Raw genomic sequence first — 14,678 nt, forward strand, 5'->3', positions numbered from 1 at the left:
CACTCTATGGGCCGGTTCCGGCTAGCTTCCGGTCAATTGCTTATTGATCACTATAGCTACTGGTGCGCCCTGCTCTTTGGTTACCGTGATGGGTGCATCGGTACCTCCCTGCCAGTCACCCGCTTGCGCGCTGATGCTGCCAGAACGTGTCAGCCGCGCCGTTACAGCCACCTCTTCAACACCAGAGATCACCGCCTCGGGGGTCATCGCATATCTGTCATCCAACCGAATATCAATAGGCAGATCGCTTGCGGTTAACCTGACAACAGCCAGGGGCGGCCCGCTCTGGACATTGGCTGCACGGGCAAAGATAAACAATGTAGTGTCGTCTGGAATATCCTGCTTGAACGCCTCATCAAGGCTCACACTCACAGTTACGCCCACGCCCTGAACGCTATCATCCGCTGCAGCAAGAGCCGGTTCCTGTGCTGGTGGCTGCTCCCCAAGGCGAGTATAAGCTTCTTTGATGCCGCCCTGAATGGCGCCCAACTGTGGGTGATCTGGTGCGACGGTCTGGATACGCTCCCAGTACTGGATAGCCTCGCGATAGGCGCCCTGACTGAAGGAATGAATGCCCAACAAACCAAGAGAATTTACTTCGTCAGGGTTCAATGATCTGGCTTCTTCAATCGTGGCAGTTACCTTATCGGTCATGGCACCTTGGTTAAGGAAAAATAGCGCCTGCGCAGATAGCCCCAGAGCAACCGCCTGGGACCCATCATCAGATTTCACACTATCGGCCAACTGCCGGAATGCCCAGGCTGCATCTTCATAGCGCTCCAGGCGCATATAGGTTTGGCCCAACATAGCCCATCCGTCAGGGTTATCGGGACTGGCTTCCAGCCGCTCGCGCAACTGTTCTGTGAGCGTGTCCATCTGCGCTGCACGGGCTTCATCAGAACCACCCAACTCCTGCATGGCGATATAAGCTTCCACACTATCCAGGGCGCCCCACTCTTCATAAAGTACAACCGTGGCTGCGGGAATCAGGAGTATTGAGACCAAACCCACCGCCATCGCCGCCTTTCGACCGGGAGTGCTTTTTGCCTGAACCTCATTCTCGGGCACATCATCCAACATGGCGCCGGCAAGTTCGTCGCGCAATTGCTGGTAAGTTTCATCGTCAATAATTCCGGCTTGATGCTCTTTTTCCAACTCAGCCATACGGCTGCGATAGGCCATCAGGTTCTGGTTTCTGAGGTCTGTCTGTTGCCGGTCGGCCCGGCGGTGGAACATCACTGGGTAGATTACAAATGCCAGGGCAAGAATGATCAGTACCGTTGCGGCAATCCAGAAAGTTTGGGTCATGGAAATATCATCACAGGTTCAAAATGAATAAGGCGGTGCGTACAGCTAAGAATCCGGGCTTTTGCCATAAGTATTGGTCAGGCTTTGCCGTTACGATCTTTTTCCGCAAGCATTTTTTCAATACGGGCCTGCTCGTCAGCACTGAGGGCCGGCGCCGCCGTACCCGCGCGACGAGAGCGAACAACCACCCCGACCACTACGAGTAACCCACCCAGAACGGCAATCGCAGGCGTTGCCCAGAGAACGAAAGTACGGCTATCCAGATCGGGTTTGTACTTTACAAACTCACCAAAGCGGCCCACCAGAGACTCCACAATTTTATCGTTGCTGGCCCCCTCTTGCATCATTTGATAAACCGCATTTCTCATGTCCTTGGAAATCGGTGAGTTTGAATCCGCAATGTTCTGGTTCTGGCATTTGGGACAGCGCAATTCTGCGATCAGATTCTGGTAGCGTTGCTCTTCGCTGCGGGTGTCAAAACCATACACTGCAGAAACATCGGCAGAGCTGATACCGGAGGCAAAAACAGCCAACAGGAAACACATAATACGGAGCATCAACCGTTCTCCCGCGCTTTACTAATCACTGGCAACAGGATCTGTTCCCACACCTCGCGGTTGACCACACCTACATGGCGGTAGCGCACAACACCGGATGCATCAATTACAAAGGTTTCAGGCGCGCCATAAACACCCAGATCAAAACCCAGGGTGCCTTTTGGGTCGTAGATCACCGTGCGGTAGGGGTCGCCCAACCTGTCCAGCCAAACCAAGGCTTCGTCTCTGCTGTCCTTATAGTTCAGCCCGATAATTGGAACCTTCCTTTCCTGTGCCAACCACATGAGGTCAGCATGCTCATCCCGACAGGCGGGGCACCAGGTACCCCACACGTTCAGCAGGGTCACCTCACCCTGGAACAGACCCTCATCAAGGGTCGCCTCAGGTTGCTTCAGGCTTTTGAGGCCGAATACCGGAACCGGCTTTCCAACCAGGGCGGAATCCAACTTGGTGGGGTCTTTACCGATACCCGCAAACAGAAATGCACCCACCACGATGGCCACCAGCAGGGGCAGGAACAGTAAAAACCGCTTCATGAAACCGCTCCAGCTGTTTCCTGGGAGCCTGGTTGTGATGGCGCCGGGGATGTCGAACGTTCCGTCGAGCGTTCACGTATCCGGTAACGGCGATCCGATATGGCCAGGAATCCACCGGCGGCCATAAATAGAGCCCCAAGCCAGAGCCAGCGGATCAGCGGCTTGTATTGCAGGCGTATAGCCCAGGCGTTGTCAGAAATACGTTCACCGACAGCCACAAATATATCCCGGAACAAACCGCCATCAATATCCGCTTCTGTCATAACACTCATGCCAACCGCGTACTGGCGCTTTTCGGGGTGCAGCTCAGCAATCAGCTTGCCATCCCGCATGATCTCGAACGTGCCGTACTGGGCAGTAAAGTTACGACCGCGGCGCTCACCAATATCCACAAACAGGAACTGGTAATCCCCAACCTCGGCCACATCACCCGGCACCATGCGCACATCCCGCTCAATACCATAGTTCGACACCACCGTTGCGCCGGCCATGGTGAGCGCCAATCCGAGATGACCAAGCACCATGCCGTAGTAACTACGGGACTGGCGCTTAAGGCCGTGAACTCGCCCCTTTTTCGAAGAGGACTTGTCCCACAAATCCCAGAAGGTTGCAGTGGTTACCCATAGGGCTGTAAATACGCCAATAAAGGCCCAAGGCTTGAATCCGCCATACACAACCATGACCGCGGTACTGAGCAGCATACTGATCGCCAGCGGCCACAAGAGTTTGCGCGCAAGCCAACCGGCATCGGTTTTCTTCCAGCGCGAGAAGGTGCCAACGCCAAGCAAAAGCCCTGTCGCCACAGCCAGAGGGCTGAACGTGAGATTGAAGAACGGCTCACCGATGGATATCTTGCCCAGCTCGAAGAAATCCAGAACCAGTGGGTAAAGCGTGCCCACTGCGACCAGCAGCGTTGCAGAAACCAGCAGTACGTTATTCAGCAGCAGGAAAATTTCCCGCGATAGAGAGCCGTAGCGGGAGCGCACATGAACCACAGGCGCCCGGAACGCATAGAGCATCAGACTGGCCAGGATGGTTAATGCCAACAACGCCAGCAAAAAGGTGCCCCGCTCCGGATCAGACGCAAAGGCATGCACCGAGGTAAGCACGCCAGATCGAACCAGGAAGGTTCCCAGCAAACTCAGGGAAAAGGTGACAATGGCCAGCAGTACCGTCCAGCTTTTGAACACACCACGTTTTTCGGTCACCGCCAGCGAGTGCATCAGGGCGGTACCCGACAGCCACGGCAACAGGGATGCGTTTTCTACGGGGTCCCAGAACCACCAACCGCCCCAGCCAAGCTCGTAGTACGCCCACCAGCTTCCAAGCGCGATACCAACAGACAGGAAGGCCCAGGCAACGGTTGTCCAGGGCCGGGACCATCTGGCCCATGCGGCATCCAGACGACCGTTAATCAATGCTGCAATGGCGAATGCAAAAGCTACCGCGAATCCAACGTAGCCCATATACAGCATTGGCGGGTGCACAATCAGCCCGAAATCCTGCAACAGCGGGTTCAAATCCGCACCATCAGCCGGCACGTTGGGCAGCAGGCGATCAAAAGGGTTTGAAGTCACCACAATAAAGAGCATGAATCCGACACTGACCATGCCGAGAACAGATAACACCTGGGAGATCATCACCGCAGGCAACCGGCGACTGAAAATGGCAACAGCCATGGTCCACCCGGTCAGCATCAATATCCACAGCAGCAGTGAGCCTTCATGGCCACCCCACACAGCGCTGAACTTGTAATACCAGGGCAGCATGCTGTTGCTGTTGTTCGCCACGTAGGCGACTGAAAAATCGTCAGTTAAAAAGGCATGGGTCAACACCGCAAACGCCAGCCCGACAAACACAAACATGCCGGTAGTCAACGGCCTCGCAAACGCCTGAAGGCTGTCTCGGCCGGTGAGTGAGCCAACCAGGGGTACAACCGACAGAAGCACTGCCAGAACCAGCGCGAGTATCAGTGCAAGTTGTCCGAGTTCGGGATACATCAAAGCTCTCCAGGAATCAGGCTATTGGTTGTAAGTGTTTAATAGGTTGCGGATTTGGTGCTTTCAGTCGCCGACTTGGCTCCCGCCTCCGATGCCTTTTCCAGGGCACTGGCCACTTCTGGCGGCATGTAATTTTCATCGTGCTTGGCCAGAACCTGATCCGCTACAAAACGCCCCTCATTGTTGAGTCGACCCATGGCGACAATGCCCTGTCCCTCAGCAAACAGGTCAGGCAGGATTCCAACGTACTCCACAGGCACAGAAGCGCTGTAATCAGTTACCAGGAACTCCACCTTCAGGCTTTCCGGGTCCCGCACAACCGAGCCTTCTTCAACCATACCGCCAGCGCGGATTCGCACATCAACCGGGGCTTCCCCGGCAGAAATCTGGCTCGGGTCGTAGAACAAGTTGATGTTCTGGCGCAGCGCATAGGTTGTCAGCGCCACCGCTACGGATAGCCCTGCCAGCAGAAACAGTACAATGGTTAGCCGCTTTTTACGGATCGGGTGCATTTACATACCTGTCAGTCAGTCTTGGGAAACGTTTACGCGCGCGAAGGACGCAGAAGAAGCTGGAGCCGAGGCCACTTTACCCTTGGCGGCCTGAAACTCATAACCACGACGGCAGGACTCAACCATCGCTTTCCTGCTCCGCAGCGATCCAGCCATTAGCACTGCCATCAACACGAAAAATACAGCGTAACAGGCCCATACATAAGGGCCGTGGCCCTCCATCGAGATAAAGGCAGAAAAAGAATCAAATGCCATGGCTCAGACCCGTCCTTTCAATACGAATTCTTTCACCCACCGGGTGCGTTGCTCCCGGGACAAAATTTCTGTCTGCATACGAACACAGGCGAGCCAGCCGAAAATCAGGTACAGGCCCAGCACTGAAAGCAGAAGTGGCACCCACATTTCTGCCGGCATGGACGGCTTTTCTGTGAGCTTGAACGTCGCCGGCTGGTGCAGTGTATTCCACCAGTCTACGGAGTATTTGATAATGGGGATATTCACTACCCCTACCAGCACCAACACCGCAACCGCGCGGGCTGCCGATTTTTCGTCATTGATCGCGCGATCCAGTGCGATAACGCCGCCATACAGGAATAGCAGGATCAACATGGAGGTAAGCCGGGCATCCCAAATCCACCAGGTACCCCAAGTCGGCTTGCCCCATACTGCTCCGGTAAAGAGCGCCAGAAATGTCAGAACCAGCCCCACCGGCGCAACCGCCTTGACGAACACATCGGCAAGCTTCATACGCCAAACCAGCGTTACAAGGGCCGCAGACGCCATCATTATGTATACCGACTGCGCCATAAAGGCTGTAGGCACATGAATAAAGATGATCCGGTAACTATTGCCCTGAAGATAATCCTTGGGTGCAAACGCCAAGCCCCAGACTACGCCTGCCATAAGCAGCAAGACACCGCCAGCCAACAACCAGGGCATGAACCGGGTGGATATCCCGAAAAACCATTTTGGGGAACCCAGTTTGTGAAAAAATTGCCACATCAGATGGTCACCGTCCTACCGTTTACCTTGTTTTACCCGTTCGACAAGCTGATTCTCAGCGCCGCAGCTGCTGCAAACGGCGCCAGTGTCAGCGCCAGCATCAGGAAAGCACCCATCAAAGCCAGATAAGCTCCCACAGCCGCGCCCTCTGCGGCAGCCGCAACCGTACCTGTGCCGAATATCAGCACCGGAATGTACAGGGGAATGATCAACAGGGACAAGAGTACACCTGCCGATCGCAACCCAAGCGTTAACGCAGCACCAATAGCGCCAATCAAACTCAGTACCGGCGTACCGATCAACAGCGTTAGACACAAAACAGCAATAGAGTTCCCGTCGAGATGCACCATTACACCAAGAACAGGGGCTAAAATAACCAGAGGCAAGCCTGTCAGCATCCAGTGCGCCATAGTCTTTGCCAGAATCAGTAGAAACAGCGGCTGCGGCTGAAGTACAAGCTGCTCAAGGGTGCCGTCGTCAAAATCATGGCGAAACAGATGATCCAGCGAAAGCAACACAGAAAGCAGGGCTGCCACCCATAGTATACCGGCACCCGCTTGGCTGAGGAATGAAACCTCCGGGCTGACACCCAGGGGAAACAACGTAACGACCATAATAAAAAACAGCAGCGGGTTAAGCAGATCCTGACGCTGCCGAAATGCCACCTTCATATCCCGTGCAAACACACCTTTCATGGCAGCCAGAGCGCCCACACTGCTACTGGCCAACTGGACTGCCGGACGGGTTTCAGCGTTCATCGGTCACGCCTCCCTTGCCGAGCACCAACCTGTGCATATTCGGCAGCGCCAAATCATGGTGAGTCGTCACCAGCACAGCGCCACCTTCAGCCGCTCGCTGTTGTAAAAGGGCCTCAATAGCTGCCACACCATCCGCATCAATGGCAGTAAACACTTCATCGAGTAGCCAAAGGGGTTCATCAGCAATTAACAACCGTGCCAATGCAACTCTACGTTGTTGACCGGCAGACAAGTTGCGACAGGGTACGTTTTCATAGCCAGCGAGGCCGGTACCTTGCAGAGCCTGATTTAATGATGCGTCAGACACTGGCCTGCGACCCGCCATTACGGCCCGCAAATTTTCCAGAGGGGTAAGCAAGGGCTTGATACCCGGACGGTGCCCGAGATACAGCATATTGCGGAGAAACTCTTCACGATGGTTTGCCACCGGCGCCCCGCACCACTTCAAATCACCGGCCCAGGCATCATTCAGGCCAGCCAGAATTCTCAGCAGCGTTGTTTTACCAGAACCGTTTGGCCCCTCGACACGTGTTACAGTACCGGGCAGTATGGAAAAGGATAACTCACGGAAAAGTATCCTCTTGTCCCGTTCACACTGCAGATTGATCGCCTGCAGTAATGGTTCGGGAATCAAGGGTAACGGCTCGGACATCAGGGCCCCGTAATCAGGACGATGCACAATTGCATCGGGTGTATTCACGACAATAGTTGCCGGCGCGGCGTATTATAACGAAAGCGTCTACAGATTACTCTTGTCCGGTATCAAGTCAGCAGCGATGAAACTACCCAGCGGCCAACAGTCCCCCACCCCTCCGGTACAGGTAATTCCCGGGCCGACGCAGACCAATGAAGCTTCGCAGCCACGCCGAGAAGCAGTGGCGCTGTCTGCCCGACAGCAACTGGACCAGGTTCAGCTCGCAAACCGGGAGACCATACTGGCCCGGGTAGCAGAAGTCATCAACCGTCAGGGCAGTGCTGAACTATTGCTCGATGTGCGAGGAAAACCGCTACAGGTCAGTGCAGCAATTGGCGCCACGGAACTGACGCCGGGGGATTGGGTAAAAGTAATGCGGGCTGGCAACGAATTGCAATTGATGGGCAAACTGGCAGCGACACCAGAAGCCGTGATTGCCCGGGCTCTGGCGCAACGTATGCCCTGGCAGCAAAGCCTCGACAGCGGCCTGGCAAAACTGATGACAGCGCTGAACCGGGGCCTGGCTCCTGAACTGACACCTGGACAACTGCCCACCAGCCGCAGCCTGCAACCTTTGCCGGACGCGGCGCGCCAGGCTCTTGAGACTCTGATTGCAAGGCTGCCTGCCAGCAACACCCTTGCGCCCGGTGCAGGCACTCAGAGCAACAGCGTACAGCAAATCCGGCAATGGGTAGCGGAGAGCGGGCTGTTTGCAGAATCCCGTCTGACCCAGACACCCTCGCCTGCACTTCCCGATCTCAAACTTGCCATAGGGCGAATGATCACCAGCTTGCTGGCAGAGCAAGGCGGTAACACCGCAACCTCCTTCAATCGCCTTATGCCCTTGGCTAGCCCCAGTTTGGTTCAGGCGCCGCTGCAATTCCCACAGGCAATGGTACCTGCCACGAGTTCCGAGCCCACATCCGTGGGTCAGACTTTGCGGATGCTGGCGGGCATGCTGAACCGGATTACAGTTAACCAACTACACAGCCAAATCCTGACGGCAAGGGGTGGCGGTGAAACGCCTGCGCCCGCTTCTACCCTGCTTATGGACCTACCTTGGGTTACGCCCCAAAACGAGCCCAAACTGGCACAGCTGCGCTTGGAACAATATAAAGAAGAGTCTTCTGCCAAGGGTCGTAACGAAAATCGGGCAACCATCAGTGAATGGCGCTTGAATCTTGCCATTGACCTCGAACTGGCCGGAGCGCTGAATTTTGAAGTGTCCCTGCGCCAGCAGGAAGTGAGTGCTCGGGTGTGGGCAGAAAAACAGGAAACATTAAAGCAGGTAAACGAAGAACTGCCGCTTCTGAGGCGCAGCCTTGTGGAACTGGGGCTTGAAGTGACCGATCTGGAATGCCGACGGGGCAGCCCTTCGTACCCGACAACCAAGCTGGAACACAGACTGGTGGACACCCGAGCATGAAAGAGAACGACCACTCGGCCAGCGCAGCCGTCGCACTGAAATACGACGGCGAAAAAGCCCCAACCATCACGGCTACGGGCACCTATGAACTGGCCGATGAAATCATCAGGATCGCCAGAGAGAACAACGTGCCATTGTATGAAAATGCCGAGTTGGCTGGCATTCTCGCGCGCTTGTCCCTCAATGACGAAATACCCGAGAACCTCTACCGGGTTATTGCAGAAATTCTTGCCTTTGCCTTTCACATACGCGGCCGCACGCCCGAAGACACCGGCAATAGCTCCGATAATCCCTGAGCGCCACTGGCCTGCTTAAGCCGCCTGACGTTTTTTCAGTGCCGATACCAGCTCGGCCTCGGGACGGGATATGCCGCATGTATTCATCAGATCGTCAACATCTGCGCCAAGGTCAACAAGCCGTGAAGCTTCATCATAAGATATACGCAGAGGGTCGTTCTGGCGCATCTCATCCATGGTTATTCTCAGCTCATGCAACTGCCGCTCACAAGCCACAAGGCGTTGGCCGACCCCCATGCTGCCACTGGCAGTAGCATGCAGCTCCCGACCGAGGATATCGCACCGTTCTTTGAGTGTGGATTTCAGTTCTCTGTTCTGGCGACCAAGCATAACGCCCTGCGCAAAAACCAGTGAAAGCGCCACGGCGGTTAGCGCCCAGGGAACAAAAGAAGGAATTTCAGCAAACATGATGGACGTCTCCGGTTATTAGCCACTTGAGGCATCCATCATCAGGTCTGGCCGGTATGGCGCCGGTTTACAGCCCTGCGATCTCTGCCCATTCGTGGTCTGACAGCATTTTGTCGAACTCGACCAATATGATCAGTTCACCATCCTTATTACACACACCCTGGATAAATCTGGCACTTTCATCATTACCCACGTTCGGTGCAGTCTCTATTTCACTGGCTTTCAGGTACACAACCTCGGCCACTGAATCCACCAGAATACCCATCACCTGGTCGGCAGATTCCATCACTACAATTCGGGTGGCGTCTGTCATTTCTGCATCGGCCAATCCGAAACGGCGACGGGTGTCGATGACTGTCACCACGTTGCCCCTCAGGTTGATGATACCGAGCACATAGTCCGGAGCGCCCGGCACCGGTGCAATCTCCGTGTATCTCAGTACTTCCTGAATCTGCATAACGTCGAGACCATAGGTCTCGTTATCCAGCCGGAAGGTCACATACTGCAGTACCTGATCATCTTGGGCCTGTTTTTGCGGTCCGCTCGGGGATGCCATAACCAGTTTCTCCTGTTCGGCTTACCCGGGCGGGCAGCCTGATCGTCAAAAAAACATCATCAGTGCCCAATACTATAGTTAAGGGCACAAACCGTGCCAGCACGGCATGGTTTCATTCGGTAACCGTATTTTCCGGTCAGCTCAGGTCAAGATGCTGCTCTCGTTCTGCGCGCACCAGCAAGTCCGCCATGGTACTGACATCCACCAGCGCACACATCTGTTCAATAACAGTGCCAGCCAGCCACGGCCTCTTGCTACGGGCCGTGCGCCAGCGCACGTCATCCGGGCTCAGAGTGAATGACTGGGCCACATTATCGCACGCAAGGCCCCATTCACTGTTGTCCAGGCGAATAACAAAGCGATAATTATCCCGGGCATTAGCCGGCACTCGCCCGGCCATGATCCACTCCGCCGTATCCACAACCCTCAAGTTCTGATGGGCTCCCATGCGAATCCCCATGTACCAGCGGGGGCTACCGGGTATCGGCCGAATGCTCTCTTCAATCTGATAGATAGCACCCAACAGCACTAAAGGTACCGCAAGCTGCAGGCCAGCCACCGTGAAAATCAGGCACTCAAAGGGGCGCTCAGACCACTCCGGGCGCGCAACCGGGGCTTCTTTTCCAGGCGCAAGCTCTGGCGTGGAGGCCACCGCTGGCGCAGCTTCCCGGACCTGCGCCGGTTGTGGTGCTACCAAGGGTGCCGGAGCCAGAACGGGCGCTGGCTTAGGCACTGCCACCCTTTTTTTGACTGGAGCCGGTTTAGGTTCTGCCTTTATGACAGGTTCGGGCTCAGCCAACTCTTCATGCAGCGCCGTGTTCGTTGCCGTGTGGAGCAATTCATCCAGATAACTGGCAAGCGCGCTGGTCGGATCGGCCAGCTTTGTCAATTTCTCGTCAGCCATGCTGACGCTCCTTCCGGACGCCCGTCTTGGCCAGCAAATCATCCAACAAGTGCCGGTATGCCCGAACGCCATGAGTCTGGGCTTCCAGTTTTGACGGAACAATGCCGGCCTGGCTGGCATCGCGGAATTTTGTATCTACAGGCACCGCAAACCGCCAAAGATTGTCCTGGTAGGTTTTACGCAGCAGATTAAGGCTTTGCATCGACGCCTGAGTGCGCCGATCAAACAGGGTGGGTACGATGGTGTAAGGCAGCTGATTCTTTTGTGAGCGCATGATCATCTGCAAAGTATGCAACATGCGCTCAAGGCCTTTGATGGCAAGGAACTCGGTTTGCACAGGAATAATCAGGTGCTGTGCTGCTGCCAATGCATTGACCATCAGCACGCCCAGAGAGGGCGTGTTATCTAGAAGTACGTAATCATAATCGTCCCACAACTGGGTAAGCGCCCGGGAAACAATGAGGCCCATACCTTCAGCGCCCACCATTCGGCGCTCTAGTGTCGCCAACGCTGTACTGGCAGGCAAAAGATCCAATCCGGGGCAACTGGTTTCTGTAATAAGCTGGGCCGGAAGCCCCTCGGGCACCTTGCCTTGGTGCTGAAACAGATCAAAAAGGCTGTGCGCGATGGTATCCGGATCGTACCCGAACCAGCTGGTCAGAGAACCGTGAGGGTCAAGATCAACCACCAGAACACGCTTGCCACGCTCCGCCAGCAGGCCGCCTAACGCGACCACCGTGGTGGTTTTACCCACACCACCCTTCTGATTGGCTATAGCCCAGATTCGCACGTTTTTACTCCGAAACTACTGTGTTGCGACCCGCTGAAAACAGGAACGTATCCCGTTTATCGGCCGTTTCTTATGTAACTTAAGCAGGTGTAGTACCAGCAGGTGTAGTACCAGCAGATTAAGTACCGGCAGTCGGTTGCCGCCTGACGAAATACGAGTTGGGTTATACAGAAACCGTGCCAGCAAGGACTCTCACAGAATCCCCTAACGCATGGCTCCCCGGATACTGGCATCACGGGAAATAAGGAGCACTACCCGCCGATTGCGGCGGCGACCTTCTTCAGTGTCGTTGCGGGCCAGAGGCTGATATTCCCCATAACCAATCGCAGCCAGCCGTTCCGGCTCAATGCCTTCCATGCTCAGCATACGGACCACCGCCGCTGCCCGTGCTGTGGAAAGCTCCCAGTTGGAAGGGAAGCGCGACGTGCGAATGGGCTGGTTATCGGTAAAACCTTCAACCTTTACCGCGTTATCCCGGTTCCTGAGAACCCGCGCCACCTTATCCATCACTTCAAACGAATCATAGTGGGGCTCCGCGTCGCCACTGCCAAAAAGCAGGCTATCCGGCAGATTGAGTGAAAGCCAGCGGTCATTGACGTCAAGGGTAACCACCCCCCGATCGATCAGTTCGTCAAACTCCATCGCCAACTGATCTGCCATGCTGCGCAAGGCTTCTGTGCGGGCCTGTGTATCCTGTTCTGAATTTCTGGGTGCCTCTGTTACCGCCGGGGGTATCACATCCTCTGAAGGTTGGACTTCCGGGCGCGGAGGCTGGTCACCAATTTCAATCGGCTGAAAGGAGCGCTGCGGTGCGTTGAAGACGCCTGTAAGTGTCTCAGACAGTACCTTGTACTTACCCTCATTTACCGATGAGACCGAGTACATCACTACAAAAAAGGCAAACAACAGCGTTATGAAATCCGCATAGGAAATCAGCCAACGCTCTTTGTTGTGCAAATCATCCTGAGGTTGCCTGCGACGCCGCATATTAAGAACCGGTTTTGCTTACTGCAGAAAGCCCCGCAGCCGCAATTCAATGGATTTGGGGTTCTCACCCTCTGCAATGGCAATGAGGCCATCGATCATCATATCTTCGTACCGCGAACGCTCCTTGACCAGCCCCCGCAGCTTATTGGCAACCGGGAAAAACAGCAGATTGGCCAGTGCCACGCCATAGATGGTTGCTACAAAGGCAGTGGCAATTCCGCTACCCAGGGACGCCGGGTCTTCGAGGTTGGTCATTACCTGTATCAGCCCCATGACAGCGCCAATAATACCAATGGTCGGTGAATAGCCGCCCATGGCCTCAAACACTCGGGCGGATTCAAGATTTCGCTGCTCGCGGCAATCCAGATCTATTTCCATGATGCTGCGGATTGTTTCGGTTTCAGCACCATCTACCAACAACTGAAGACCTTTACGGGCAAAGGTTTCCGGCTCATTTTCCGCCAAACCTTCAAGCCCCAAAAGGCCTTGTTTCCTGGCCTTCACGCTCCAATCGATTACCTTGCCAATTCCGTCTTCAATACTGATAAAAGGGGGAACAAACACCCAGCGTGCTTGGGCGGCAGCCCGTTTCAGAACCGGCCAGGAGGTCTGGAGAATGGTCGCAGCCAAGGTGCCACCAATCACGATAATGGCCGCCGGGCCATTAAACAGTGAGCTCAGTGCTCCGCCTTCAAGCAGGTTGCCGCCAAGAATAGCAGCAAAAGCCAGAACGACTCCGAGCAGGCTGAGTATATCCATCAGCAAACGCCCTCAAGCAATCTGGGCCCTATTTCCTCTAACGACAAAACCTCATCACTCAAGCCTGCTTTAGCTACCGCCATGGGCATACCGTAAATTACCGACGATCTTTCATCCTGGGACCAGATGGGTGAGCCGCTTTGCTTCATCATTCGGCACCCCTCTTTCCCGTCAGAACCCATTCCAGTAAGGATAACGCCTAGCGTTTTCCCGGGGAATGCGCGGGCAAGGGACCCGAAGGTAACGTCCACGCAAGGCCGGTAATTCAGGCGCTCGTCGCCCGGCAAAATGCGAACCCGGGGCTGACCACCCCGGTTTTCAATCATCATCTGTTTGCCGCCGGGGGCAAGCAGTGCCAATCCGGGGTGAAGGATATCACCGTCTTCTGCCTGCCGGACTTCAATTTTGCACAGTCTGTTGAGGCGCTCAGCAAAGGCCGGCGTAAAGCTTGCAGGCATGTGTTGCACCAGAACAATTGGCGAGGGAAAACTGGCTGGCAAGGCCGAAAGCACACGCTGAAGCGCCACTGGCCCGCCGGTTGAGGTCCCAATACCCACAACGGCGAATTGTCGTGCCGGGCTCTTTCGCGCAGTGCGCTTGGGCGCGTCATCTTGCAGTGGCTGAACAGCCTGGCGTCTGGGCACAACAGGGCGTCCTGACGTTGCAGGTCTGGTTGGAGCCATAGGCGCAGATTGCTGGGCTGTCCTGGGAGAAGGCGAAGCTGGCTGTGCCCTGCTGGCTGGTCGACTGCGCGCAACATCAAGTACGCGATCGATCAGAATTTTTTGCAGCTGGCTGCCATCCCGCGCGATTTCCTCGAAGTTTTTGGGCAAAAAATCAACCGCACCGGCTTCCAGGGCGTCCAGTGTAATTCTGGCGCCTTCGTAGGTGAGTGAAGAAAACATGAGCACCGGTATCGGGTGCTTTTGCATGATTTCCCGCACCGCCGAAATGCCGTCCATAATCGGCATTTCGTAATCCATGGTAATAACATCCGGGCGCAGCGATCCCGCCAACTCAACACCTTCCCGGCCGTTGGCTGCCACGCCCACCACACGGATCTGGCCCGACGAGGTGAGTATCTCTGTTAGTCGCTTGCGAAAAAACCCTGAATCATCAACGACCAGGACAGAAACTGTCATCCGTTTCTCCTACCAAAATGCTTTGATCCATAAAGCTTTGCGC

The 14,678-nt window shown here is 55.3% G+C and carries 18 protein-coding genes; 2 read left to right on the forward strand and 16 right to left on the reverse strand.

The window, feature by feature from the left end:
- Positions 1-21: 21 nt before the first annotated feature.
- From ccmI to ccmA, 9 genes are all read right to left on the reverse strand, one after another.
- Complete coding sequence (gene ccmI, locus Q0824_RS04715; RefSeq protein WP_298447978.1) at positions 22-1,308, reverse strand: c-type cytochrome biogenesis protein CcmI; 1,287 nt, start codon at positions 1,306-1,308, stop codon at positions 22-24.
- Positions 1,309-1,385: 77 nt separating this feature from the next.
- Complete coding sequence (locus Q0824_RS04720; RefSeq protein ID WP_298447980.1) at positions 1,386-1,865, reverse strand: cytochrome c-type biogenesis protein; 480 nt, start codon at positions 1,863-1,865, stop codon at positions 1,386-1,388.
- Complete coding sequence (locus tag Q0824_RS04725; protein ID WP_298447981.1) at positions 1,865-2,401, reverse strand: DsbE family thiol:disulfide interchange protein; 537 nt, start codon at positions 2,399-2,401, stop codon at positions 1,865-1,867. Before Q0824_RS04725 ends, Q0824_RS04720 begins: the two co-directional genes overlap by 1 nt.
- Positions 2,398-4,401 carry a heme lyase CcmF/NrfE family subunit gene (locus Q0824_RS04730; RefSeq protein ID WP_298447983.1) on the reverse strand — a complete coding sequence of 668 codons (2,004 nt, stop codon included), beginning with the start codon at positions 4,399-4,401 and terminating at the stop codon, positions 2,398-2,400. Before Q0824_RS04730 ends, Q0824_RS04725 begins: the two co-directional genes overlap by 4 nt.
- A 38-nt stretch (positions 4,402-4,439) precedes the next feature.
- Complete coding sequence (gene ccmE, locus Q0824_RS04735) at positions 4,440-4,913, reverse strand: cytochrome c maturation protein CcmE (protein WP_298447985.1); 474 nt, start codon at positions 4,911-4,913, stop codon at positions 4,440-4,442.
- Between the two features lie 15 nt (positions 4,914-4,928).
- Entirely contained in the window at positions 4,929-5,168 is a 240-nt protein-coding gene (gene ccmD / locus Q0824_RS04740) for a heme exporter protein CcmD (protein WP_298447988.1), read from the reverse strand.
- A gap of 3 nt (positions 5,169-5,171) precedes the next feature.
- Positions 5,172-5,915, reverse strand: coding sequence for a heme ABC transporter permease CcmC (gene ccmC / locus Q0824_RS04745; RefSeq protein WP_298447990.1), 744 nt, complete (start codon positions 5,913-5,915; stop codon positions 5,172-5,174).
- 32 nt (positions 5,916-5,947) lie between these two features.
- Positions 5,948-6,673, reverse strand: coding sequence for a heme exporter protein CcmB (gene ccmB, locus Q0824_RS04750; RefSeq protein WP_298447992.1), 726 nt, complete (start codon positions 6,671-6,673; stop codon positions 5,948-5,950).
- A complete protein-coding gene (ccmA, locus tag Q0824_RS04755) occupies positions 6,663-7,304 on the reverse strand; it encodes a cytochrome c biogenesis heme-transporting ATPase CcmA (RefSeq protein ID WP_298449525.1) in 642 nt (213 codons plus the stop codon). Before ccmA ends, ccmB begins: the two co-directional genes overlap by 11 nt.
- A 145-nt stretch (positions 7,305-7,449) precedes the next feature.
- Between ccmA and Q0824_RS04760 the strand changes: the two genes are divergently transcribed.
- Positions 7,450-8,793, forward strand: a complete 1,344-nt coding sequence (locus Q0824_RS04760; protein ID WP_298447994.1) for a flagellar hook-length control protein FliK — start codon at positions 7,450-7,452, stop codon at positions 8,791-8,793.
- Positions 8,790-9,089: an EscU/YscU/HrcU family type III secretion system export apparatus switch protein gene (locus tag Q0824_RS04765; RefSeq protein ID WP_298447996.1), complete on the forward strand. Its 300-nt coding sequence runs from the start codon at positions 8,790-8,792 to the stop codon at positions 9,087-9,089. Before Q0824_RS04760 ends, Q0824_RS04765 begins: the two co-directional genes overlap by 4 nt.
- A 15-nt stretch (positions 9,090-9,104) precedes the next feature.
- Here Q0824_RS04765 and Q0824_RS04770 read toward each other — a convergent pair whose 3' ends face one another.
- The 7 genes from Q0824_RS04770 to Q0824_RS04800 all read right to left on the reverse strand — a co-directional run bounded on the left by Q0824_RS04770 (position 9,105) and on the right by Q0824_RS04800 (position 14,635).
- Positions 9,105-9,497, reverse strand: a complete 393-nt coding sequence (locus Q0824_RS04770) for a DUF2802 domain-containing protein (protein WP_298447998.1) — start codon at positions 9,495-9,497, stop codon at positions 9,105-9,107.
- A 67-nt stretch (positions 9,498-9,564) separates the two neighbouring features.
- Positions 9,565-10,053 carry a chemotaxis protein CheW gene (locus Q0824_RS04775; RefSeq protein WP_298448000.1) on the reverse strand — a complete coding sequence of 163 codons (489 nt, stop codon included), beginning with the start codon at positions 10,051-10,053 and terminating at the stop codon, positions 9,565-9,567.
- 136 nt (positions 10,054-10,189) lie between these two features.
- Positions 10,190-10,957: a chemotaxis protein CheW gene (locus Q0824_RS04780; RefSeq protein ID WP_298448002.1), complete on the reverse strand. Its 768-nt coding sequence runs from the start codon at positions 10,955-10,957 to the stop codon at positions 10,190-10,192.
- On the reverse strand, positions 10,950-11,747 hold the full coding sequence (locus Q0824_RS04785) for a ParA family protein (protein ID WP_298448004.1): 798 nt from the start codon (positions 11,745-11,747) through the stop codon (positions 10,950-10,952). The genes Q0824_RS04780 and Q0824_RS04785 overlap by 8 nt, the downstream gene beginning before the upstream one ends.
- Before the next feature lie 204 nt (positions 11,748-11,951).
- Entirely contained in the window at positions 11,952-12,734 is a 783-nt protein-coding gene (motD, locus tag Q0824_RS04790; RefSeq protein WP_298448006.1) for a flagellar motor protein MotD, read from the reverse strand.
- Between the two features lie 18 nt (positions 12,735-12,752).
- The gene (locus tag Q0824_RS04795) at positions 12,753-13,493 is read right to left on the reverse strand and encodes a flagellar motor protein (RefSeq protein WP_200369206.1); all 741 of its coding nucleotides are present in this window, start codon (positions 13,491-13,493) and stop codon (positions 12,753-12,755) included.
- The gene (locus tag Q0824_RS04800; protein ID WP_298448009.1) at positions 13,493-14,635 is read right to left on the reverse strand and encodes a chemotaxis response regulator protein-glutamate methylesterase; all 1,143 of its coding nucleotides are present in this window, start codon (positions 14,633-14,635) and stop codon (positions 13,493-13,495) included. The genes Q0824_RS04795 and Q0824_RS04800 overlap by 1 nt, the downstream gene beginning before the upstream one ends.
- Between the last annotated feature and the right edge of the window lie 43 nt (positions 14,636-14,678).

This window comes from uncultured Marinobacter sp., assembly GCF_947488835.1.
Classification (GTDB): Bacteria; Pseudomonadota; Gammaproteobacteria; order Pseudomonadales; family Oleiphilaceae; genus Marinobacter.